This is a genomic window from Hymenobacter lapidiphilus (assembly GCF_013377885.1).
Taxonomy (GTDB): domain Bacteria; phylum Bacteroidota; class Bacteroidia; order Cytophagales; family Hymenobacteraceae; genus Hymenobacter; species Hymenobacter lapidiphilus.
The window spans coordinates 137,745-162,364 of record NZ_JABKAU010000001.1; the positions used below are offsets into that span (position 1 = coordinate 137,745).

Annotated in this window: 16 protein-coding genes; 7 read left to right on the forward strand and 9 right to left on the reverse strand. The window is 56.2% G+C overall.

What is annotated here, in order from left to right:
* Positions 1 to 53: 53 nt before the first annotated feature.
* The 5 genes from HW554_RS00665 to HW554_RS00685 form a co-directional block, all read right to left on the reverse strand.
* Complete coding sequence (locus HW554_RS00665) at positions 54 to 1,556, reverse strand: T9SS type A sorting domain-containing protein (protein ID WP_176906421.1); 1,503 nt, start codon at positions 1,554 to 1,556, stop codon at positions 54 to 56.
* Between the two features lie 155 nt (positions 1,557 to 1,711).
* The gene (locus HW554_RS00670) at positions 1,712 to 1,855 is read right to left on the reverse strand and encodes a DUF4113 domain-containing protein (RefSeq protein ID WP_176906422.1); all 144 of its coding nucleotides are present in this window, start codon (positions 1,853 to 1,855) and stop codon (positions 1,712 to 1,714) included.
* 141 nt (positions 1,856 to 1,996) lie between these two features.
* Positions 1,997 to 4,663, reverse strand: a complete 2,667-nt coding sequence (locus tag HW554_RS00675) for a gliding motility-associated C-terminal domain-containing protein (RefSeq protein WP_176906423.1) — start codon at positions 4,661 to 4,663, stop codon at positions 1,997 to 1,999.
* Positions 4,664 to 4,929: 266 nt separating this feature from the next.
* Complete coding sequence (locus tag HW554_RS00680; RefSeq protein WP_176906424.1) at positions 4,930 to 6,252, reverse strand: Y-family DNA polymerase; 1,323 nt, start codon at positions 6,250 to 6,252, stop codon at positions 4,930 to 4,932.
* Positions 6,253 to 6,360: 108 nt separating this feature from the next.
* Positions 6,361 to 6,828: a LexA family protein gene (locus HW554_RS00685; protein WP_176906425.1), complete on the reverse strand. Its 468-nt coding sequence runs from the start codon at positions 6,826 to 6,828 to the stop codon at positions 6,361 to 6,363.
* 189 nt (positions 6,829 to 7,017) lie between these two features.
* Here HW554_RS00685 and HW554_RS00690 point away from each other — a divergent pair, with 189 nt between their 5' ends.
* Positions 7,018 to 7,350 carry a hypothetical protein gene (locus HW554_RS00690; RefSeq protein WP_246285020.1) on the forward strand — a complete coding sequence of 111 codons (333 nt, stop codon included), beginning with the start codon at positions 7,018 to 7,020 and terminating at the stop codon, positions 7,348 to 7,350.
* Positions 7,351 to 8,162: 812 nt separating this feature from the next.
* On the opposite strand, the gene HW554_RS00695 is transcribed toward HW554_RS00690, so the two are convergent.
* From HW554_RS00695 to HW554_RS00705, 3 genes are all read right to left on the reverse strand, one after another.
* Positions 8,163 to 9,443: a hypothetical protein gene (locus HW554_RS00695; RefSeq protein ID WP_176906426.1), complete on the reverse strand. Its 1,281-nt coding sequence runs from the start codon at positions 9,441 to 9,443 to the stop codon at positions 8,163 to 8,165.
* Positions 9,444 to 9,611: 168 nt separating this feature from the next.
* On the reverse strand, positions 9,612 to 11,654 hold the full coding sequence (locus tag HW554_RS00700) for a hypothetical protein (RefSeq protein ID WP_176906427.1): 2,043 nt from the start codon (positions 11,652 to 11,654) through the stop codon (positions 9,612 to 9,614).
* 114 nt (positions 11,655 to 11,768) lie between these two features.
* Positions 11,769 to 13,088 (reverse strand): hypothetical protein, encoded by a 1,320-nt coding sequence (locus HW554_RS00705; protein WP_176906428.1) that lies wholly within the window; start codon positions 13,086 to 13,088, stop codon positions 11,769 to 11,771.
* A gap of 252 nt (positions 13,089 to 13,340) precedes the next feature.
* On the opposite strand from HW554_RS00705, the gene HW554_RS00710 reads away from it, so the two are divergent.
* The 6 genes from HW554_RS00710 to HW554_RS00735 all read left to right on the forward strand — a co-directional run bounded on the left by HW554_RS00710 (position 13,341) and on the right by HW554_RS00735 (position 24,075).
* Positions 13,341 to 15,464 carry a type I restriction-modification system subunit M gene (locus tag HW554_RS00710; protein ID WP_176906429.1) on the forward strand — a complete coding sequence of 708 codons (2,124 nt, stop codon included), beginning with the start codon at positions 13,341 to 13,343 and terminating at the stop codon, positions 15,462 to 15,464.
* Entirely contained in the window at positions 15,461 to 16,693 is a 1,233-nt protein-coding gene (locus HW554_RS00715) for a restriction endonuclease subunit S (RefSeq protein WP_176906430.1), read from the forward strand. Before HW554_RS00710 ends, HW554_RS00715 begins: the two co-directional genes overlap by 4 nt.
* 18 nt (positions 16,694 to 16,711) lie before the next feature.
* The gene (locus tag HW554_RS00720) at positions 16,712 to 20,026 is read left to right on the forward strand and encodes a type I restriction endonuclease subunit R (RefSeq protein ID WP_176906431.1); all 3,315 of its coding nucleotides are present in this window, start codon (positions 16,712 to 16,714) and stop codon (positions 20,024 to 20,026) included.
* 70 nt (positions 20,027 to 20,096) lie between these two features.
* Positions 20,097 to 20,981, forward strand: coding sequence for a hypothetical protein (locus HW554_RS00725; protein ID WP_176906432.1), 885 nt, complete (start codon positions 20,097 to 20,099; stop codon positions 20,979 to 20,981).
* Between the two features lie 7 nt (positions 20,982 to 20,988).
* On the forward strand, positions 20,989 to 23,202 hold the full coding sequence (locus tag HW554_RS00730; RefSeq protein ID WP_176906433.1) for a UvrD-helicase domain-containing protein: 2,214 nt from the start codon (positions 20,989 to 20,991) through the stop codon (positions 23,200 to 23,202).
* An 87-nt stretch (positions 23,203 to 23,289) separates the two neighbouring features.
* Positions 23,290 to 24,075, forward strand: coding sequence for a hypothetical protein (locus HW554_RS00735; protein ID WP_176906434.1), 786 nt, complete (start codon positions 23,290 to 23,292; stop codon positions 24,073 to 24,075).
* On the opposite strand, the gene HW554_RS21060 is transcribed toward HW554_RS00735, so the two are convergent.
* Entirely contained in the window at positions 24,029 to 24,601 is a 573-nt protein-coding gene (locus HW554_RS21060) for a DUF488 domain-containing protein (protein ID WP_394354299.1), read from the reverse strand. The two genes, HW554_RS00735 and HW554_RS21060, sit on opposite strands and share 47 nt — an antisense overlap.
* Positions 24,602 to 24,620 lie beyond the last annotated feature (19 nt).

Consider the following 24,620-nt stretch of genomic DNA (forward strand, 5'->3'; position numbering starts at 1 on the left):
ATAAGACCACAACACCCTGGCCGGAGCGAATGCACGCTCGTCGTAAGCAGGGCTTACTCCACGACGACGCGTAGGGTTTGTGGGGGGGCGTTGTCAGTCTCTATGGTGAGCAGGTAGCTGCCTGCGGCCACATTGCCCAGGTTGAGGCGGGTCAGGCGGCTGGCCGACTGCGTCAGCACCGGTTGGCCGAGGGTGGTCGTGAGTTTGAGCGTGGCGCGAACTGGCAGCCCCTCGACGGCCAGCCACTGGCCGGCGGGGTTGGGGTAGACCTGATAGGCAGTCTGGTAGGCCTTGCGCCGGCCCAGCGTAACGGCTAACGTTCGACGCAGCACCAGGGACCCATTGTACGAACCGTTGCCCAGTTGGCCCAGGTTATAATAATTGGTCGGGTCAGGCCCTGGTGCGCGCTCCGCTCCTCCGGCGTACACACTGCCGTCGGCCCCAATAGCCAGCGTATGCACATGACCGCCGGATACCTGCGCCCAGACACCGTTAGTGGCCTCACGTGTGGGGGCGAGGGGTACGGTCTGCGTGTTATTTACCAGCTGGCCGTACACATTTTCACCCCAGGTCCACAACGAACCGTCGGTCAGGATGGCGGTAGCGTGCGCCACGCCGGCATGCACCTGCCGCCAGCCAGTGCCGGGGGCGGCATTGGCCGGCAACGGCAGCGGCACTGGCTGCAGCGTCGACGTATGCTGGCCCAGCACGCCGTCCACGTTCCAGCCCCAACCGTAAAGCGTACCAGTGGAAAGCAGCCCCAGCGAAAATATCCGGCCCGCCGTTGCCTGGACCCAGTATGCTCCCGCGGGAGCGTCAGCCGGCACGGGCACCGCAACGGGGCTGTAGCGGCGCGTCTGCGTTCCATCGCCGACTTCTCCTTCCTGGTTTACCCCCCAGCCCCATAGGGTCCCGTCGGAGCGGAGCGCTAGTATGTGGTAGTGCCCGATACTCACCTGGGTCCAGCGGGTACCAGGGCCATCGCCGGGAGCTACCACTTGTTGGGGCGTATCGTACCAAGTACCACTTATGCTGGCCGGGTTCCTGCCCCACTGCCAGAGCGTGCCATCGGTCTGAATACCCAGCGAGGACAGGCTCCCGGCCGCGCATTGCAGCCAGCGGGTGCCGGCTGGTGCCACCACCGGTACCGGGCGCGACGAGGAATTCCGGCCGACGTCTGACCCTAACTGGCCGTAGCCGTTGTTGCCCCAGGCCCACATACTGCCATTAGAGGCAATGGCCAACGTGTGCGAGCCACCGGATGCTACCTGAGTCCAGGTGCTGCCTGGGGGCAATCCGTTGGGTAGCGCGACTTGCCGGGGAGTAGCAATACGGGGCGATGTTGGGTCGCCGATGCCTAGCTCCCCATCCCAGTTGGAGCCCCAGGCCCATAAGGTGCCATCGGCCCGAAGGGCCATCGACCTAAACCCGCCAGCACTTACCTGAATATAGGGCACGGTCTGCTGCGCAAAGGCACTGCTCGTTAGCACGCTGATGGGCATGACCAAGGCAAGGCGGCCCAGTAGGCGGATCATCAGCGGAATAAACGGACGCATAGCGGCAGGAGTGGATTAAGCCGCCAAAAATAAGAATTATCCAATCTGTATGGTATTATTTTTTCAGTCTGTGAAACGCGCTCAAGTGGTTGGCCAGCTTAAATGTAGTCTCCTTGAAGCCAAGAGGTGGGAAAGAGCCTTTTTCGTCATCCCGTTTAGCTAACAATGAGCAATTCTTCCAGCCGGGTGGTGAATGCCAGGCTGCGGTGCTGGGCTTTGCCCTGCCAGGGGGCGGGTTGGCCGGCAGTCACGGCCGCGGCCAGGCTGCCGCGGCCAAACTCGCGGTTAAGGGCGTGCATGAGCTTTGGGCGCTAGCGGCCTAGTAGACGGGTAAAGCAACTCTTATCCGGTGTTTTCGTGCCCAGTGCTACTGTGTCTAGCAGTGGGCGGCCAGATTGCCGCCGAAAAAGCAGGCCGCCAGCGGGGCTATTTTGAAGGTGTTACCGGATTACCTGGAGCCACCCCTTGTAGCTCAAAGGGGAACCGGCCTGGCGGAAAACGTAATAATAGGTACCCGCAACAGCATTTTGGCCCCAGTCGTGTTGATAATCGGCGCTCTCAAATACCAGTACCCCCCAACGGGAATAGACGCGCAGCTGCCATATCCCGGTCGGCAAGCCTTTCGCAACAAATTGTTCATTGAGCGCGTCGCCATTGGGGGTAATGACATTGGGAATGAACAGGCAACTGCGGTAAGCAATCTGGCGGCTAACAGTACGCTCCCCGCAGGCAGAGCGAAGTTGGAGCGAATAGGTGCCGGGGGACTGCACGGAAAGTGTGGCTCCGGTAGAGCCGTCCGACCACTGGCGGACCGTTCCGGGCAGCGTTGGCGCGTAGAGCACCAGCGACTCGCCCTCGCAGAGGGTGGTGTCCTGGCCCAGCGAAAAGACGGGCACGGCCTCTGCCGCACGAACCAGCCATTGCGCCTCGCTGGTGCAACCGTTGCCGTAGCTGGCGCTCACGCGGTAGAGCCCCGGCTGGTTGACGGTGATACTGGCCGTGGTGGCCCCGTTGTTCCAGCGGTAAGCCGTAGCGGCCGGCAGATTGGCCGTCAGGCGAACCCCGGTTCCGGTGCAGAGTACCGAATCGCCCACAATGACGGTGGTTGGCACTGCGACGACCTCGCTGACCGTTAGCTGGCAGCCGTTGGCGTAGGTAGCCGTGAGCGTATAGGTGCCGGGGCCCGGCACCAGCAGCATGGCAGTGGTGGCCCCGGTATTCCAGCGCAGGCGCGTAGCACCCGGCGCTATGGCCGTTAGCGTGGGCGGACTGGCCGGGCACCAGGGCCCGCCGCCGGTAATTTGCAGCCCTGGTGAGCGAACCAAACGGCTGGCCGTGGCACTGCAGCCACTGCTAAACCGGGCCGTGACGGTGTAGAGGCCGGGCTGGGAAACGGAAAGCGTCGGGGTGGTGGCCCCCGTATTCCACCGGTAGTCCAGCGCCCCGGGGGCCGTGGCAGTCAGTTGCAGGGGCTGGCCGGGACACAGCAGCGTATCGCCGAGAAGCTGCACGGCAGGACTCAGCGATGTGACGTGGAAGGTGGCTGTACTCGTCTGGCCCCCGGGAAAGGTGACCTGCACGCTGTAGGTCCCGGGTTGAGAAACGATAATGGTGGCCGTCGTCGCGCCGGTATTCCAGCGGTAGGCCGTGGGCGCAACCGAGGTAACGGCCTGCAGCTGGACTTGTCCCGCGTTACAGAGGAGCGAATCGCCCGTGATACGCACTGTCTGGGGCAGGCCCACGCGGGCCACGAAGCCGGTTGTGCTCCCGGGGTTGCCGGCGATGGTGAAGGGCCCAAACCGGGCCGGACTGACCGGGCTGGCGAAGGTGCCGGCGAAGGAGACATTGCCGAACGCATCCACCCCGACGCCTGGGCAGGTTTCGTCTGATGGACTGCCCCCGGCAAGAGCCCATTGCCAGGTGCCAGTGGCACTGATGGCCGCCACAAAGGCATCCCGCCCACCCACCGGGGTTACCGTTACCGGCCCAAAAGCGGCGGGGCCGGGCCCGAAAACACCCGCCACGTACGCCGTGCCGGCCCGGTCAACGACCAGCCCCTGGCCGGAATCCCCGCCGGTGCCGCCGGCCCGCGTGGCCCATGCAAAGGCACCAGCGGCCGTGAGACGGGCCACGAAAAGGTCGCCATTGCGGCTGGCATTGGTCAGCGTTACGGAACCCAGGGTCAGCACCGGGCTGAGAAAGTAGCCCGTGATATACGGGTTTCCGGCTCCATCGACGGCAATAGCCAGCCCCCGGTCTTCATCCGTCCCGTCGGCTCGCACGGCCCATTGCCAGTTGCCGGCCGGGCTGAGGCGGGCCACGAATATAGCGTTGAAGTCGCCGCTCCGCAGCGTCGTGCTGCCGAAAGTGGCCAGGATGCCATAGCTCCCGGTTACGTAAGCCCCGCCACTGCCGTCGCAGGCAATGGCCGTGGCCTGGCCCCCGCTGGCCTGACCCCCACCCGGGCCGCTGCTCCCCGTGGCCCAGGTCCAGGCGCCGGTAGCGGCGGAGAGCTGCGCGGCCACCACGAAGCCAGAGGGCGGGGAGGCGTTGAGCAGCGTCGTTGGGCCAAACACGGGACGGTCGCTGTTGGAGTAGCCGGCCAGAAACACATGCGTACCGTCGCAGGCCACGCCCTGGCCTACCTCATCATCCGTGCCGCCGGCCCGGACCGCCCACACCCAGCTGCCTTGGGCCGTGAGTTTGGCCACGAACATATCCTTGTCGCCGTTGCCCGTGCTGATACTGGCGGCGCCGAAGGTGGCGGGCTGGCTGCGAAAGCTGCCGACCACGTACACGTTTCCCACCGGGTCTAGGCTAATGTTCACGCCCTGCTCTTCACTGCCCCCCCCGCCCGAAATGGCCCACAGGTAGTTGCCGGAGCCGTCCAGCTTAGCCACAAAGACATCGGTGGCCCCGGCACTGGTAAGCGTGAAAGCCCCAAAGCGGGCCACTCCGGAGAAACTCCCCACCAGGTACGTATTGCCCGCCGGGTCGACTGCTACCTTCCCGCCGACTACCCCTCCGGCCGTCTGACCGCTGGTAGAGCGCAGGAACGGCTGGGCCCATAGGTAGGCTGGGGTCTGGGCCTGCGTGCGGTTGGGCAAGCATAAGACGAGCCAGACAATAAGCAGGCAGGATAAACGCACTGGAACGCGAAACATAGAGATACGACTTAGCAGCTACGAAAACGGGGCTTTCGCATTCGCCCGGTGAAGGTAGGTAGTTGGTCGCAGTCAGGAAAGTAAACAGCACGCTAGCTACTTCCTGGTTAGTTCACCACCGGTCTGCAATTGATTTTCGAAGAAAATTACTAGTAGAACCAGCCCTAAAAAAACGGTTGCCCTCTCCCCCCAAAAACGATCGACCAGACCTAGCCCACCACCATTAAGTCCTCCAGTCGGGTAGTGTAAGCTTGGCTTTTGTGCTGGGCTTTGCCCTGCCAGGGGGCGGGTTGGCCGGCCGCCGCCACGGTAGCGGCCGGGCGCACGGTGCCGCGGCCGAACTGGCGGTTGAGGGCGTCGAGGGTGTGCATGAGCTGCTGGGTGCGGCCGGTATCGGGGGCGGGTAGGATGGCGGCCGGAGCCGCCGCGAACAAGCTCAGCTGCTGACCGCGGCCGGGGGGCTCGAGGCCGTCGAGCACCACGCCGGCCTTCGCGTAGAAGCGGCCGGGCTCGTAGAGGCGTTCCAGCATTCGGCGGGCGTAAGTCAGCAGTTGGAGGGTGTTGCTGGTGGGGCCGCCGGGCAGCGTGAGGGTCGCCGAGCGGGTGTAGGGCGGCGGCACATGGGTATCGTAGCGGTCCTGGCTGATGTAGACGGTGAGCAGGTGGGCCTGGTCGCCCTGGGCGCGCAGCTTTTCGGCGGCGCGGCTGAGGTAGGTGGACAGGGCGCCCCAGAGGTGGTCGAGGCTGGACAGGCGTTGGCCGAAGGAACGGGAGCAGCTGATGCTTTTGCGGGCGAGGGTGCCGTCTTCGGAGGGCAGCAGGCCCTGGCAGGGCTGGCCCAGCAGCTCCTGCACCAGCCGCCAGCCGACCACCCCACCGAGGTATTTGCGGGCCCAGGCCTCGGATACCTGGCTTAGCTCCCAGGCCGTGCGGATGCCGTGGGTGGCGAGCTTGCCGGCATACTGGTAGCCGATGCCCCAGACGTCGGCCACGGGCAGGGCGCGCAGGGCCCGCTCGCGGCGGCTGGCGGTGTCGAGGCGGAGGATGCCGCCGAGCTCGGGGTGTTTCTTGGCCAGGCGGTTGGCCACCTTGGCCAGCGTTTTGGTGGGCGCGACGCCCACGCAGGTGGGGATGCCAGTGCAGGCCAGCACGTCGCGGCGGATGGAGTGGACGCGGGCGTCGAGGGTACCGCACCAGGTGGTAAGGCCGTGCAGGTCGAGGAAGGCCTCGTCGATGCTGTAGACTTCCACGGCGGGGGCGTGGGCCGCCAGCCGGGCCATGACGCGGCGGGACATGTCGCCGTAGAGGGCGTAGTTGGAACTGAGAGCATGGCCCTGGTGGTGGCGCAGCAGCTCGCGCACCTGGAAGAAGGGCGCGCCCATGGCAATGCCGAGCTGCTTGGCCTCGGCGGAGCGGCTGACCACGTTACCGTCGTTGTTGCTGAGCACCACCACGGGGCGGTCGTCGAGGCGGGGCTGAAAAACCCGCTCGCAGGAGACGTAGAAGTTATTGCAGTCGACGAGGCCGTACATTCTTTGGGGAGCTATCAGCTGACAGCTGTTAGCTATTAGCTTTCGTTCTGGGTGGTGGCTTACTGAATAAGCTATCAGCTAATAGCTGTCAGCTAACAGCTAAAAAAGCTAGTCGCGGCTACGGAGCAGGGCGGTGAGGCGGCCGGGGATGAGCTCGTGGACGACGTGGGTGACGACGCCCCAGATGCGCAGGTTTTCCTGGTCGGTGATTTGGTAGTCGGGGTAGTCGGGGTTTTCGGCCTGCAGCCACCAGGTGGTGCCGCGCCGCACGAGGCGCTTAACGGTGCAGTCGCCCTCGACGACAGCCACCACGATGCTGTTGTGGTCGGCTTCGAGGTGCTTGTCGACTGCCAGCAGGTCGCCGGGATGGATTTCCGCGTTCTTCATGCTTTCGCCGGACACCCGGATGAGGTAGGTGGCTTCGGGGTGGCGGAAGAGCAGGCGGTTGAGGTCGAATAGTTCTTCGAGCTCGTCGGAGGCTGGTGAAGGAAAGCCGCAGGGGACCAGCGAGGCGTAGAGCGGCAGCCACAGGGTAGTGGTGGGCGTGCCCACGTCGATAAGTTCAACAGTTGTCATGGCGCAAAACCGGCTAAGCCAGCTTTGCAATACTACTAATTTATTTAGTATAATTAGGTATTCATTTGAGAATTGATTTCGCGGTGTATTGCTGTATATGCATCATTAAGCACCCTGTCGATTTATTTAAGTGGCCCCTCCCCTATTCTGCTGGGCGAAAACCCAGCTAAAATAAATAGCAAAAACACTATGCCTTACTATCTACCGGACGCTGAATCGTTGCAGGAAATATTTGGGGAGTACATGGCCCGGGGGCTGCAGTTTGACGTGCTGCGCGTGAAGTCTTACCAGTGCTACGGATTGCGGGTGCAGTTTGGACCGGGCCGGCTGGTGGCGCCGCTGTTCTGGCTGCAGCCGCAACACATGCGGACGCCGAAGATGGCGCAGCAGTGGCTGGAGCAGGTACGGGATACGCAGCTGGCAGCGGTGTATCCGCTGGGAGAAATCACCCCACCGGGCCAGGGGCCAGCAACCCCGCGCCGGTCGCCACCAAGCGCTGGCCGACGCACGCCCCTTTGCTGATTCTGTCTGACCGCCTGACTTATGCCCTGGTGCCTACCAGCCCGATATTTTAGTTGCATGCCAGTATTGGCCTGCTCTACGAGAATGGCGGCGCCACGTGCTACGTGGTTTCTAAACGTGTTGCGCTACTGCCAGCTGCTGCGCCTGCGCCACGGCTGGCCTATTAGCCAGCACGAGCTGGAACAGGGAATACAACGCGAGTTAGCCCGAGCGGGCGAGAGGCAATAGGCCAACCGGGCATGATGGTTTTAGCAGCCGTTGAGTTTAGTGGCCAATGCTCGGGGCAGCGCAGGTGAGCTTAGCTAAGCTGCCGGGCTATGGCCGATACTCCGGTCAGTCAGTTGCCAATTGGGCCAGGGGCAGTCTTCGGCGCGGTGGTGGTGTCAAGTACGGCGGTGCAGCCGGCGCACCAGGCCAAGGAAGTACAGGCGCGAAAGGAGTGGATGTGCGGGTCGTCGGCCGAGTCATTGTGGAGTTCGACGGGTATGCGTATAGACGAGCAGCCACTGCCAGTGAGGCGTATTTTTACCAGAACTCAAACGCCCCTCTGGCTAGACTGCTAGAAAGGCATTTTTTATAGCGTCCTTTCTTAATGAGGCGGGCGTCGGCGACGGCGACGGCGACGGCGACGGCGACGGCGATGGGGAGGATGACGACTCATTTCCAGAAGCGGGCGGGCACATGGCCGCGGCCGTTGTCGAGCGTGGTCTTGTAGCGGCTTGCACCGGGGCCGCTGCAGAGGCCCATTGCTCCAATACTCTAAAATCTTGCTCGTTGCCAAGCTAGCAAGCGGCCGTTAACATTTTTTCCCTTTATAAACACGAGTCATTGCCCTGCACGGTCTTATTCGTGAGCCACGCATCGAGAAATTGTGAGAACACCTGCTGATTATTCATAAAAACCACTACGCCGTGGCCCAACCCAAACCACGAAATACCTTCAGTGAAATCGTACAAGAAGGATTCTGTCGAACTGCCCGTACTGCGCAACTGCGGCACCACTCCATAAGGCGTTACTTGGCCGTAGCCGCAGTATTCACTTTTTTTGGTTCCTAGCCGGGTAGAACCGAAGAATTTAGTCGGAAATGGTCCCTTTCCTGTTACCTTATCATACCGGTTGTGGGCCACCACAAACCGCTGCGGGGACGATGGCGGTGGGGTCATATTATGGCGACCAACTGCGGTTGTGCGGTTGCCGAAATCTTTAAAATGCGACCCTGGCATAGCGGGTGCTACGAACGCTACCCGCAACTTGGACAAGGTGGGAGTAGCATAGCGAGGTAATTTTAGTATATCTAAATATTTCTCGCCTTGATGCACCTCGTATGTACTGCTATCAGCCAGCGCTGAGGTACAGTTCCATAAGGCAGCGCACAGCACGGGAGCCCCCGTGCTGTGTCCTAGCGCATACACGGGCATGTTGGGGTCGAGGCGGGCCAGAATCTGCCGCAGCCCTAGCCCTACCGGATACAGCGAGCCCTGCGCCCACGTCCACATGGGCAAGACAGAGGTACCTGCCCGTCCGTCCCAATACACGTGTAGAAAGTGTACCTTTTTGCCGGTAAAGTAATTGGCTTGAATTTGACGCTTGAGCGGCGCAAACCAATTAATCTCGCCTACATCGTTGTTGTAGCCATGAACGAGCACAACCAGGGCGTCGGTTTGGGAGGCCCGAAGTTGGCGCCTGAAGTTCCGAACAAACTGCGTTTGTACAGAGTCCTGTAGCTGAAGCCACGATGCTTTTACCGCCGTTTGTTTTGCCGGCGGCTCCAACTTGACACCGTAGTATTGACCTAACAGAGAGGCTTGCTCTTGTTGGCTAGTCAACCACGCCGGTTTGGTTGAAACCTGGAAATAATGCTGTAGCGCGGCCCCATGATAGTTCAAGCGGTCATCGTATACAACCACTTTGCTGGTAACCGACGGGTACATGTCGCCTTGACGGTCAAAATAAACGAACGTACTATCATTCTGCACCGAGGCACTGTAGCGGCTGGCTTCGGACCCGTACAGCACGTATTTCATGCTACAGCTGGAAGTAGTGAATGCACCAATGATGGCCAGCATCCAAAAAACACTCAGAGAAGTTTTCATGGCAAGAAGGCGGATTAGATGGTTAGAATATTCCTTGAAATTTCTCAAAATCTAAAACTCATAATTCTTTGCAAATCTGAAATATCATATGGCTTTCAGAGAAAGATTGAAAAGCCGCTTATAAAAATGATAAAGCAGAATATTACACGCCTAGCACTTGCTTAGGGCTCATTGTCGAGGGTAGTATTTTTTTACAAATTCGATTCCGTTAGCAGAAAACACTAGGCGTAGATTTTGAGACATTGGGCGGCCAGCTAAGTTGAACTTCAAACCGTACACGTCCTCAAATGCCTGGTAATAGTCGTTGATGAAGCTTTCCAGATTGGGCAGGCGGCCAGAGGTTGCGAATGAATCCATAGGGTCGGCAATGCCGTCGTAGTCGGAGCCAATGGTGAGGTGTTGCCAAACGTCAACGTCAGGCTTGCTGAGGTTGGTAAAATACCACAGGTTGCGCATGAATGGGGCCGCGTCAAAGAACTGCTTTTCCAGAACTGCGCGCTGGATATTGGTAAGGCCTGGTTGGTTGCTGGTGAGCCAGTTCCTTAAGCGTACCCGGGAATTAGCACGAGTAGTTCGGTATTGCTTCATGCTACCCCCAAGACCTCTTTGTTCGACTGTGAGGCCCATGAGTCCACCACTGCGGGTGATGTATTCAATTTCTTCGTCGGCCAAGTTATTGCTGGTTGGGTGAAACCAGCCACTGCCTCCCTTTTGGGGTAAATCTTGGACTTTCAAGATAGTATCATGGTCGGAAAAATATTTTGAAAAAGGCCATTGGTTGAACATACGAAATGACTCTCCTGTCAACTTGGGATAAAACGTGGCTGGATTATTAAACTCGGGATACATATCGGAATAAGGTCGCAGTCCTGTAGCTATGGCTAGCCGCAAAGATTCGCCACTTGCGGCACAGTGGGAAACAAGGGGGGGAACGTCTTGATACAGACTATCTCGGAGGTGGTAGAATTGCAGCCGAGTCTTAATTCCTGAGTGGCGCAAGTCTACTAAAATTCGCCTGCCGTTCTTTTGGCTAAGGAGCGCATCGAGTGCTACTAGGCCCAACTTATGGTTGTCTGCGCGGGTACTATCTACTTCGCCGTTATCATATTCTTTTCTGGTGCCTTCGCCAAAAATAGATTTCGAAATGCCAGCTATACCTGAATTAGGTTGGGTAAAAATTGCCTCACGAAAACTCTGTGCTTTGGATAGAACAGTTAATGCATTCCGCTTGAATCCGTCGGCGTCGGTTCCTTTGGATTGACCGGCTAATTTGTTCCAGATGAGGTGGCTGAATGTGACAAAGAAAACTGGGTACTGCCAAGATTTGATAACCGCTACCCGGTCGCGGATATCTTGGACATCCTGGGAAGTGGTACTATCTTCCAGCAAACGATTATACTTTAATGCATCAGGACCGAGCAATACGTGGCCTCCCTCGATACTAATGACAACGGCGGTAGTGTTTGGAGCTATTAGAAGGCTATCTATGGTCCGGGGCTCGGCTAGGACGACGCGTTGGGAACTGCCGGGAGATGCCGACGGCGCTTGGTGCTTCAAAAACTCGTACTCTGCTTGTATCTCAAGAAACGGTTCTAGCTCTAAATCATATACGACATTTTGCAGCCGCTTTTTATCTAAACCAGTGACCATCTTGATGGCAAATCGTTTAAGCCCTTTATTATTTATAACTCCTAAGGTTCTACTCCCCTCATTGGTTGTAAGGCCTTTTTCGAAAGAGTAGAGCGAGGTACAGACCACTTTATAACTGGCTAGTTCGGGCCAAACGGATTGTCGATAACGAGCAAAATCGGAAAATTTACCATAGGCCTGATAGCTCAGTTCCTGTGGAGTATTTAGCTGCCAAGCCGCGTAACTCAGCTTTCCTGATGGGTCCCATTGCGCAGGAGAATTTATTGCATAGTGGGGTGTAGGGAGCAAGATTAAGTTGGGGTTAACTATCTGGACTGGAGACTCGATAAGCTGATAATAAGGCTTCTGGGTTATGTGATTATGATAGTCGGCATAATCGTTATTCAGTGGGGCTTTACCTTGGTAAGGGGCTGGTAGCTGGCTGGCTTGGTATTTAGGCTCGAGAGTCCTACAGGAGACGAGGGCGAACAAGACCGCATAAAGTAGAAATCCGGTCAAAGCACTGGCAGATTTATGACGGGCGGATACCCCGGGCTGAAAGCAGTAGTAGTTGTAACTCATGGCAGTAATAATTGCAGAAGATTAGCAGCGGATGGACACGAAAGTGTCTGTAGTATTCTTCGAAATCAGTGACAAGCGTTCGTGCGAACGGCCGAAAATGAGAATGGTGATGGGCTATTGCGCGTCAGTCAACTCGGCGCGCACTTTGACTTCATCCTTCTCTTTGGGCCGGTCGGCGGTGAGCATATAAATAAGCTTGAAGCCTACACTGAGAACAGTGCGCGAAACGAAGTAATTATCGTCGCTTGGATTAAGGCTCGTCAGGAAGGTATTGGTCTTATAATCGGGCACTGGATTACTCAGGAACTGCAGGTAGTAGTCCCGGAGAAATCTCTGGCTTGTTCCTTCTAGGAAAACGCCTAACTGAAAGTGTTCATCGAAACGAATTCCCACGCCTATTCCCAAATCAAGCTTGCGATTGAACCCTTCGCCGGCGGCTGTGAAATCGGCAAGGTTTACAGCTAGTAATGCCGATAGCCAATAGGGGTCTGGCTCAGGCTCGCCAATCGGATTTCCTTCCGAATCAAATTTTCGGAAATAGTACGCTGTTTTGTTGTAGGCCACGATGCCGGAGACAACACCCGCATAAGGGGTAAGCCGCTCGCGGGTCAGGGCATAGTTTGTAGCGGCATTTGAGGACGCCCCCAGCGAGTAGCTGTAGGTTTGGTTCATGTTATAGCTCCCTCCAAAACCTATCCCAAATTTTATATTTCGGCTTCCTATCAATTTGGGAACTCCTATCGAGCTGTTCGCAGCTCCCTTGGGGCTATCCGCAATAGTGGTGGCGGCACCGGCGGCGGCATCAACTAATTTGTTGGCCGCCTGCTCAGTAGCTACTGTTTGTTCGGATGCGGTGACTGCCAATGCCATTTTGGTCTTACGTTCGCCGGCATCGGTAGCCACTCTCACTTCTTCGAGATGCTGAACAACTTGTTGGGCCTGGGCAATAACTGTGTCGTTTTTAAGCACTGCTTGCGCCGCTCTCAACTGCGTTTGACCGGCGGCATCCTTGCTGCTTTCGGCAATTTTTCTGGTGGCTTCTAAGCGCACTTTTTCGATGGGGTCCTCTGATGTTTCGGTATTATTTACTGCACCTCTCACTTTATCGTACGCCTCGACAGAAGCATGAAAGGCGGCCACTGCCGCAACATTAGCTTCTTTGGCGGCTGCAAGGGCCGCTTTTGCCTGGTCGGTGGCTTCAGTCAGGTCGCTCTTGTCTTTGCTATTTAATGTCCCTTTGGTTGTCAACGACTTAGACAAGGCCTTGATGGTCTTGCTGGTAGATTTGACGGCCTCTAATGCCTTGGCGCTTTTGCCAGCGGCTTGCGTTGTGGTCTCTGCTGCTGCGGTCAGGGCATCATGGGTGGTGGATTGCGCTAATCCGAACAGGGGTAGCGCTAAAGCCAATAGGCTGGTTAGTAAGATTAATTTCATGAGAGCAGCACACTTGGTATTGAATAAAGATAAATATATAACTAAATAAGTAAATTCAATGCTTTTAATATTAGGTAGTGAAATAGGCTTTTTGCAGTCCTACTTTGACTGTCTATGAATGTGCTTTGGTGTAGCCTATTGGCAAATTCTTGTACCTGATTCGTAGCTTACTACATTTACAATCCTTCCCACCGCCATTTATCTGGATGAGCTTGGGCGAGCTATTGGTACTATCTACTGGACTGTTTGATTTTGAGTACACTACTGTTTGACCGGGTGCCGCGCCCGAAAGTGTTTGAAGACAACTTGTGGGCCGCTGCCGACCGGTTGCGGGCCAAGAGTAATTTGAAAGCCAGCGAGTACGCGGCCCCATTGCTGGGGCTGTTCTTTCTGCGCTACGCTACCAACCGGTTTGAGAAGCTGCGGACCGACGCGGACGCGCAGAACGTGGCCAAGCAGACGGGCCGCAACGTGGAAGAGCCGGAGCAGACCTACGTGCGGGTAATTGGCTTCGTGGTGCCCGCGGCGGCCCACTACGACAACACGCTGCTACAGCTGGGGCCCAACGACAGCGCGCCGGAGATGGTGATTGCGGCCATGGAGGCCTTCGAGGAGGCCAACCCCGACGCGGGCATCGTGCTGCCCAAGGCCGACTACCGGAAGATACCGGATGATGTGCTGCGCGGGATTCTGCGGGAAATTGCCGGGCTCAAGATTACCGAGGGCGACGTGTTCGGCAAGATTTACGAGTATTTCCTGGGCAAATTCGCGCTGAGCGAGGGGCAGAAGGGCGGCGAGTTCTACACGCCTACTTCGGTGGTGCGGCTGATTGTGGAGATACTGGAGCCGCACACGGGGCGCATTCTGGACCCGGCCTGCGGGACGGGCGGCATGTTTGTGCAGTCGGCCAAGTTTGTGCGCAGCCACGAGGAGGCGGGGCACCTGTCGATTTACGGGCAGGAGCAGAAGGCCGAGACCAGCATGCTGGCGCGGCTGAACCTGTTTGTGAACGGGTTGAAGAGCGACATTCGGAATGTAAATTCGTCGTTGGCGGCCGGGGCATACGCGGACGACTACGCCGACACGGCGGGCAAGTTTGACTTCGTGATGGCCAACCCGCCCTTTAATGTGGACGGGGTGAGTGCGGCCGACATTGACGGGCACTCGCTGTTTACGACCTACGGACCGGCGCTGGCGGCGAAGGGCAAGGGCAAAACCGCCGAAACCTACGGCAACGCCAACTACCTGTGGGTGTCGCTGTTTGCCATGGCCCTGAATGAAACGGGCCGGGCGGGCTTCGTGATGGCCAACTCGGCCTCGGATGCGCGCGGGGCGGAAGCCGAGGCGCGGGCCAAGCTGGTGCAGGACGGCATGGTGGACGTGATGGTGACCATTGCCTCCAACTTCTTTTATACCGTGACGCTGCCCGTGACGCTGTGGTTTCTGGACCGGGCCAAGACCAACGAGGCCCACCCCCGCCACGACCAGACGCTGTTTATTGATGCCCGGCGCGTTTACAACCAGGTAACGCGAAAGCTGCGCGAGTTTACTGATGCCCAGCAGCAGAACCTGGCCGCCATTGTGTGGCTGTACCGGGGCGAAACGGACAAATTTACGGCGCTGCGGCAGCAGTACGCGGCGGCGCTGGCCACCTGGCGCGACACGACGGTAACCGACCCGGACTTTGAGCCGGCGCGCACCTATTATGGCCTGGCCCAGCACCGGGCCACCTACGCTACCGCCCTGGCGGAGCTGGCCCAGCAAACCGCCGACTGGCTGGAAAACGCCCAACTGCTGCTGAGCCCGGAGGCCCAGGCGGCGCTGGCGGCCAATGCCACGTGGGAGAAGAACATAGTTGCCCTGGCGGAGCTGACGGCCGACACGCTGCCGACCGATAAGGCCGGGCTGATGGCCCTGAGCCAGCAGGCCGAGGCGCTGGTGACCTTTGCCGATAAGGAGCTGCGGCCCGCCAAAGACAAGAGCTGGACCGCGGCCAACCTGCGCGGGGGCCTGCGGCAGCTAAGCGAAGAGCGGGACTTGCTGCTGTTCGTGCTGGAACGGGTGAACTACTTTACCGCGCAGCTGGCGTGGCTGGATGACCACTTCCCCGACGGTGAGTACCGCGACGTGGAGGGCCTGTGTTACCTGGCCAGCCGGGCCGACATTGCGGAGCAGCAGTACTCGCTGAACCCCGGCCGCTACGTGGGCGTGGCCCTGGAAGACGATGGCCGCACGCCGGAAGAATTCAAGGAGTTTGTGCAGACCCAGGCCGAGCAGCTGGCCAGCCTACACGCGGAAGCCGACGCCCTGCAAGGCCAGATTGCGCAGGATGTGCGGGTGTTATTTATGGACGTAGTATGGGAGGAAGCAGTATGACTTTTCAGACGCGCAGAATTGGAGAAATATGTCAAGTCAAAGGTGGAAAAAGACTCCCTTTAGGACATGAATTAATTGATGAAATTACAGAACACCCCTATATCAGGGCTCGTGATATTAAAGACGGAAAAATCATTCAAGACGACTTGCAATTCTTAACAAATGAAACACACTTTCTAATCAAACGATACATTGTATCTAAGGACGATATATGTATAACTATTGTAGGAGCTAATGTTGGTGATGTAGGCATAGTACCTAGCTCACTTATTGGCGCAAATCTTACAGAAAACGCAGTTAAACTGACTAGTTTTTCGTCTGAATGTGACCCTATCTATTTGGCTCTGTTATTAAGCCAAAGCTCGTATAAATATATAATGCAGCTAATGGCAGGCGGAGCCGCCCAACCCAAGTTAGGAATCTACAAAGTTGAAGAATTAAAAGTCCAACTCCCCTCTCTCCCTCTGCAACGCCAGATAGCCGCCGTGCTAGGCCGCTACGATGCGCTGCTGGAGAACTACCAGACGCAGGTAGCGACGCTGGAAGGGCTGGCGCAGGAGCTATACCAAGAGTGGTTTGTGCGCGGGCGCTGCCCCGGCGCGGCGGCCGGGCCGAATGGAGAGTTGCCAGCGGGATGGGAAGCTATAGAACTCAGTACTATCTCGGCAGTAATTCAACGTGGTATTACTCCTTCTTATGATGATGAAGGGGAAATACTATGTTTGAATCAGCGCTGTATCAGAGAAAAGAAAATCGACTACGCAACTGGCAGATTACAGGTAAAAAATCCTGGTAAAAAAGTTATTCAATTCGGGGACGTACTTATCAACTCAACAGGAGAAGGAACACTGGGCCGGACAGCCCAAGTATATAACTTGCTTGAGGAGCCAACAACCGTAGATACGCACGTGACAATTGCGCGGCCCTTACCTGAAATTCCAGTTGAGTATTACGGCTATGTAGTTACTGAGCAAGAGGAGTACTTCGTCTCAATGGCGCTAGGTGCGACTGGTCAAACTGAATTGTCAAGAGAAGCAATTGGGCAAGCTAAAGTTGTACTTCCAACGGCTGAGGCTATGCAACGCTTCTCACAACTGGTCAATTCAATGAAAAAGAAGGCCATCGTTCTGCTAGACCAGATGGTAACTCTCCGCGCCACCCGCGATGCGCTACTGCCACGGCTGCTGAGCGGGCAGCTACTCCCTGCTCCTATTCCTCCTACTGCTTAATCCCACTGCTACGCTATTATGGCCTTTATTACCGAAGATGATATAGAACGCGCCTGCGTGCAGGTGCTGATGAAGGAATTAGGATACGACGAACACCTCAACCTCCACCACAAAACCGAAACGGACGCCAATAAGCTATTCGGGCGGGCCGATACGCGGGGCGTGGTGCGGCTGGACCAGCTGGCCGCCAGCCTGCGCAAGCTGAACCCCCACGCCCCCGAGGCCATTCTGCACGATGCGCTGAAGCTGCTGACGGAGCCGCGGCCGGGCATGAACCGCTTCGAGGCCAACCGGGCCGTTACGCAGCTGCTCCAGAAAGGCCAGGACCTGCCGGGGGCCAAGAACGCCAAGGGCGAGGCCGTGCTAACGCGGGTGCGGTACGTGGATTTCGAGCACCCCGCCAACAACCACTTCGCGGTGGTGCAGCAGCTCACCATCCGGGGCAAGGCTACGCGCCGGCCCGATTTGCTGGTGTTCGTGAACGGGCTACCGCTGGTGTTCGTGGAGCTGAAAAATGCCGTGGAAGACACCCGGCAGGCCTACGACAAGAACCTGACCGACTACCGCCGCGACATCGGGCAGCTGTTCGACTACAACCTGGTGGCGGTGCTGAGCAACGCCTACGTGACCAAAGTAGGCAGCCACACGGCCGACTGGGAGCAGTTTTTCAACTGGGAGAAGATAGCCGACGAGAACGAGGCGGTAGTGCCCCAGGACGAAACCGACATTGAGCGGGTGATGCGGGCGCTGTTTCGGAAGGAAACGCTGCTGGACCTGCTGGAAAACTTCGTGCTCTTCTACGCCAACCGGGCCAAGATTGTAGCCAAGAACCACCAGTACCTGGGCGTGAACAACGCGGTGGCGGCCCTGGCAAAGCGGCAGGAGCTGGCCGGGAAGCTGGGGGTGTTCTGGCACACCCAGGGCTCGGGCAAGAGCTTTTCGATGGCCCTGTTCATTCAGAAAGTCCGCAAACGATTGCGCGGCGGCGACAACCTGAAGTTCGTGCTGGTAACCGACCGCGACGACTTGGAAGACCAGCTCTGGAAGACGTTTGTGCGCTCGGGTCTGCTGGACGAAAAGCAGCCGGCGCGGGCCACAAGCGCCGCCCACCTGGGCCAGCTGGTGAAGGCGGGCGCGCCCATCATCTTCACCCTGATTCAGAAATTCAAGAACCCCACCGGCAAGGGCGGCGGGCTGTTTCCGGAGCTGACGGCCCAGGGCGAGGACTACGTGATACTGGTGGATGAGGCCCACCGGAGCCAGTACAAGGACTTGGGCGACAACATGCGCCGGGCATTCCGGGGCGCGTCGTACCTGGCCTTTACGGGCACGCCCCTGCTCGATGCGGTGGAGACGACCAAGGAGTGGTTCGGGGGCTACGTGAGCCAGTACAACTTCCAGGAGAGCGTGCTCGACGGCTCGACGGTGCCGCTATACTACCACAACCGGGTGCCGCAGATGCAGCTGCAGAATGATGCGCTGAACGAGGAGTTTGCCGAAATCATGGCCGATGAAAACCTGAGCGACGAGCAGAAGGAACGGCTGACCCGCAAGTACGCCAATGTGGTGACGGTGATAACCGACAACGACCGGCTGGACACGGTAGCGCAGGATATAGTGGGCCACTTCCCGCACCGGGGCTACCTGGGCAAGGGCATGGTGGTGAGCTTGGACAAGCCCACGGCCGTGAAGATGTACGACAAGGTGGTGACCAGCTGGAAACAGCGGCTGAAAGAGCTGCAAGGCCAGATAAACTCGGCCGCACCGAACAGCCCGGAGTGGGTGGCGCTGAAGCGTACCCAGCAATGGATGAAGGCCACGGAAATGGCCGTGGTAGTGAGTGAGGAAGCCGAGGAAGAGCAGAAGTTCGACAAGCTGGGCCTCAACATCCGGCCCCACCGGGCGCTGATGAACAAGACCTGGGGCGACGACCACGCCACGATTGAAGACCGGTTCCGGGAGCCCACTAGTCCGTTGCGGCTGGTATTCGTGTGCGCCAAATGGCTGACGGGCTTCGACGCGCCCACCGTGTCGACGCTCTACCTGGACAAGCCCCTGCAGAACCACACCCTGATGCAGACCATTGCGCGGGCCAACCGCGTAGCCGTGGCGCTGGATGAGGCCGGCGCCGTGGCCACCGAGGCCACGCTGATGCCCATTGCCAAGACCAACGGGCTGATTGTGGACTACTACGGGCTGATGGCCGGGGGCCGGCTGGAAAAGGCCCTGGCCAAGTACGCCAAGGACAAGAACACCGAGGAGGGCGAGAAAAAAGACTACCCCGCCGAGGACTTCGAGGCCCTGTTGGGCCACCTGGATGCCTCCATTGGCGAGGCCGTGAAGTTTCTGGACAAGCAGGGCCTGTCGCTGGCCGAGGTGCTGGACAGCAAGGCCACGTTCGACAAGCTGAGCCAGCTGGACGACATGGCCGACGCGCTGTCGAAAACCGACGAGCTGAAGAAGGAATTTGGGGTGTACCAGACGGCGGTTACCTCGTTTTACCAGGCCTGCAAGCCCGATATTCTGACCGAGGAGCTGCTGAAAGGCGGCGGGCCCTACCTGGGGCGCTACCGGCGCACGAAGGACGCGCTGGAATACGTGCGCCGCATCATGGGCCGGCAGACGGACGACAGCGGCAACTTCGACGGGGCCCGCGCCAAGGCCGACTCGCTGATTGACGAGGCCATCGTGGCCCAGGGCGGCGGCAAGGGCTACTCGATTAATACGAGCGGGCAGGAAATCAACCTGAGCAGCATTGACCTGGAGAAGCTGCAAACGCGCTTCCAGGAGCGCCCGCATAAGAACCTGGCTATTACGGACATGGTGGCCTTCCTGCAGGACCGCACCCAGCAGCTGCTAAACCGCAACGTGGGCCGGGTGGACCTGGCGCAGAAGCTGCACGAAATCATCCAGCAGTACAACACGGCCAGCTCGGACGTGGAGGCCTTCTTCGCGGCGTTGAAAGACTACCTGAGCAAGCTGCAGGAGGAGGATAAGCGGTCGGCCGCCGAAGGGCTGAGCGAGGAGGAGCTGGAGATATTCGACCTGCTATTCGTGGGCGAGCTCAAGCAGGCCGAGAAGGACCGGGTGAAGCTGGCGGCCCAGCACCTGCTGGCCAAGCTGGAGGACAACGCCACCAAGAAGCACGTGCTCACGCCCGACTGGCACAAGAACCCGCAGCTGCAAATGAAGGTGCGGGATATGATTGGCGGGGTGCTGGATGCGGAGCTACCCGAGGAGGGCTACACGAAGCCGGTGTTTCTGGAGAAGCGGGATGCGGTGTACGAGCATCTGCTGAACCAGGCGACGCTGGGGGCGCGGTATTGGGCGTAGCAAATATATATCCTACTAAACACGATTTAAATCGCTCAAATACACTTTTCCAAAATCGATTTCAGAAACAATGGCAAAGAAACCATTTACCGAATATCTAACACGTGAACTTTTTGAGCCACTCTCGCAAGGTGACGTTTTTTACTGGAAAACTACAGATACTGACCCTTGGAAACAGCTTGGGATTGTAATAACTGCTGACTGTGACCTTGCTCATGGGAAATTCGGCGGCAGTCTTTCATACTGTCCTATTCTAAAGTTCAAGGATTTTCTTCAGCTCTTTTGGCTTTCCAAAGACTTAGCCAATTTAGTCCAAAAACAAGCAGAGAAGTCTGCGCTAAGTATAACCAAGTCCAGAAGGATAAACCGTCCAGAATACACAGAACCCATACAAAATCAGAGTTTGATTAAATGGCTAGAGCGTAGGGGAATTGAAGGAATTCTTGACGATATACAAGAACCAATTGGTAAAAGCAGAGCAATACTTCAAAACGATTTAGAACTACTTAATGAACTTATTGAGGCAACAAATAGCCGAGATATTGTACTGCAAATCACTACGATTGCGAAAGCCAGGGCACCTAAGCCTCCAATGACGCCTGAAGAAACTAATAAGAGCATGAATGCTGCTTGGAAATTGTATCTGGGCAAGTTAAAACAATTGCCAGGTGACTTATTCTTTTTAAATGAATTGTCACCTACACATAAAGAAGGGTATATCGTCTACCTTCGCAGAATTGCTGAAATGAACCCGAATGACATTGCGACCAATGTAATTGAGCAGCGAGTCAGTAAAGCGGTGCGAGTTAGCCAGCTCAGGGGTGCATTTAAGTATAGAATCACCCAAAAGCTTGCTGCTGTATTCTCTGATATTGGGTTACCCACAGACTATGAAGAAATGTGCCTAAGCACAATGAATTCCATTGCTGCTCAATTGAATATTACCAGTAATTAAATTCGCCATGTCTCCCAAATCTCTCGTATTCTCGCTTGCTTCTTTGGATTTATGTTGCCGTCAGCCTTTGACTGATGAATGGTTTAATGACTTTCCTGTACCAGACGACGGTTCTTGGGGAGTCCTAAAGCGCGAACTGAACGAAAATATTTACATTCTGGAACAATCCGCAATAATGACGTCAACGAAGATTATTGTTGACTTAGAAAGTTCCGGTTTTTTTGAAAGATTGAATCCTGCTGGCAGGCTTCAGGCCTTGAGAAGAATGTATCACATAGCTGATTCAATCAAGCACCCGAAAGCTTGGTTTCCTGAAACGTGGAGTCAATATGTCGCAACAAACCTTGTCTCCGTCTTTGCTTACCCAATGGGCATTGGCAGAGAAAGACTAGTTGTCAACATGATGCGTGCGGAAAACAAAGTCTTTTTCTGCGAGGTGACTTCGAAGGACCATCCGATTGAGCTTGAATCTTACGAACCTAAAATCGCGAATTACGAAACGGCAGTTGCTTCGCTAAAGCAAGCTGTTGAAGAAATATCTGCATCGCTCAAAAAGATTAATAAGCCTGTTCGGGACGGCGTTTTTGATTTATCAGATGTTGCTTATGGAGCGGTATCTCAAGGCCTCACCTACACTCCTTGGCTTTCGCGCCTATCTGAGGAGCAAAGTAGCTTTGTTCATGCTATTCCTAATCGTTCCCAAAAGCTAAGGGGACCAGCTGGTACAGGAAAAACGCTGGCCATGACTATGAAAGCAATTCATGAGTGCTATCGGGCACAGGAATCAGAATCGGAGGCACGCATACTTTATATAACGCACAGCTGGGGTGTCGCTGACCAAGTTCAAAGCATATTTGACCAAATTGATGAGCGTGGCATCACAAGACAAATTGATGTACTTCCGTTACTCACTTTAGCTCAATTCCGGTTGGACCATAAGAATGTACGGGTGCTTGGCGATGACAGCCATGAAGGCAAAGAAGCTCAGTTAAAGGCACTGGCAAACTTATTAGAGAAAGCCCGCAAAGGTGATTGGAATGCTTATGAAGCTACTTGCTCCGAAGCATTTGCAAACCGTGTTAGAACTGAGCCAGGTACCGTAGAAGCAAATCGACTTTTGTGGGATTTAATGCTTGAATTTGCGTGCGTGATAAGTGCAAATGGCATTCTCCCTGGCTTCAATGCGGACCAAAGGTATAAGCAAATTGAGAGGCGGCCCTGGATGATGCCTCTTGAAAATGATGCTGACAAAGATTTTGTTTTCGAGATTTACACTTCCTTCATCAATGAGTTAATTAGTCACGAAGAAATGACTACTGACCAAGTCATCAGTGACTTTTTAAATCACCTAGCTACATTCCGCTGGTATTCAGAGCGTGTTAAAGCGGGTTACGATATAATATTTGTTGATGAATTTCATTTATTCAATGAGCAAGAGAGAATGGTTTTCCATAATCTTACGAAGAACCCCAATAAAGCCCCTGTAATCTTCATGGCGATGGACCCTCGTCAATCTCCAGCTGAAACATATGCAGAATTTGCGGCACCAGGACTTATACTGAATGGCAATGGCGAATCGGATAAAGCATTAGGAACTGTAGACAACATTGACTTGAATGTTGTCTACAGGTATACTCCACAAATTCTAGCTTTCTTAAAGCTTCTTGACCGCTATTTTCCAACCCTTGACTTAGGGGCAGACTGGAACATAAGCATTTCTACTGCAGTCACAGATAAAGCAGATGGCTCAAAGCCTGAAATCTCGTTTTTGCCAAGCGAAACACAAGAGATAGAAAAAGCTATTTCAGATGCAATCTCATTGGCCAGTGATGGGCGGCGCGTTGCGCTACTGTGTCTGGATTCTAGTTCCTATTCTGCTTATAAAGCTTACCTTCTCGACCAAAATATTACGAGATTTGAGAACATTGAATCACGCGATGATGTCGACCCTTTACGATATAAAAAACGTGTCATTGTATTGTCGCAACCCCATTATGTTGCTGGTCTTCAGTTTGATGCAGTAGTAATAGGCGGATTCCGCGCTAAGTTCAGGCAGTACGACGCTAACCAAGCTTATGGATTGAGAAGGTTCCTATCCGACTTCTATTTAGGTGCAAGTCGTGCTCAAGACATTTTGCACATATTTAGCAGTGGCAACCAAGCCGATTTTCCGCATGTTTTGCAAGCAGCAAGGGATGAGGAAATAGTTGTGGTTAAATAATGGCGCATCACTGCTGCTCAAGCTAATCCTGCGCTAATTGCTATGCCAGTTGAACGTATTCTGATTTGGGGTAAAACCTACCCGGAGTTGAGCAAAAAGTACGGAGAGGTGGTTTGCACAGCCGGGTGCAGGGAGGATGGGACACCCATCCGCCTGTACCCGGTACCGCTACGCTATCTGCCAGCATTCGGAAAATACAGCCTCTATAACTGGATAGAAGTCAATGTAGAGCGCAATACCACCGACGTACGCCCGGAAAGCTACAAAGTAGTGGGCATGCCCCGGGTGGTGGGCGAGATGGACAGCAAGCAAAACTGGGCAGCTCGCCGCGAGCTGCTGTTTAAAGACCCGACCTGGCATTACCCCTGCGCAGTTGATTTGCGGGCGGCCCAGCAGGCGGCGAAGACTTCGCTCGGGGTGATAAAGGTGGGGCGGGTAGAACGAATCTGGGTGGTAGAGCGGCCCGCTGATGAGTTGCGCAAGCATCGGGCGCTGATGCAGGCACTGAAAAGCCGGTTGAAACTATTTGACGAGCCCCAGATGCGCGATTTGGACCCGCAGGAGTTTAAAGTACACCTCCAGTGGCGGTGCGCGCACCCCGATTGTCCAGGGGGCCACACTGCCGGCATTATGGATTGGGGGCTGGCGCAACTGGGCCGTAAAAAGGGGCGAGAGGCTGCTCTGAGTCGGATGCGTGAACTCTCTGACCTCACAAAGCATGACTTGCATTTGCTGATGGGCAACTTCGCCAAGCACCAAGGCAACTTTGGAATAGTTGGAATGTGGTACCCTCAGACGGCGGAATACTTGGCAAGTAAAGCCTCGCCTAAGCGCAAACCAGGGCCTGCACAGCAGTTAGGTCTTGACTTGTAAAGCGGGGTGCTCCTTCGGGGTCCAGGTGGATGATGGACACATCGTGACCGGTTATGGTTTGCCAGCGGTATAACAGATATGCCCGGTGACAGTCAGCGGGGTGGCGTTCGTAACAGAGCAGGCACACATTGGTCTGTTGAGCAAGGTGGGGCTGTATCCACTGGTCGAATTGCGTTACGATATCGGGGTACTGCTCTAAGTGGTCGGCGTATAATTCCAGGCAATGCTGGTGAGAATCAGCTTGTTTACGGATAGTCTTAGGGTTACCCGCGTAACGAGCATGCTCGTAACCAATTCCCTCGGCAGCTAGTCCTTCGCGGAGTGGCTTGGCTGAAAACCCAGGCCGGTAACTCCAAGGCGTTTCACGTACATCTAACACAACTTTTACATTGGCCTGCTTAAGATGCTCAATAAAGCTGGGTAGTGTCCGCAATTGGTAGCCACAGGAGAAAATAGAGGCTGTAGAAGCGCTTTTCATAAGATGCAAAGAACGGAAGTAAAAGTGTAGGAGGCTTGGGGATACCATTACTGGCTGTGTCAGATTA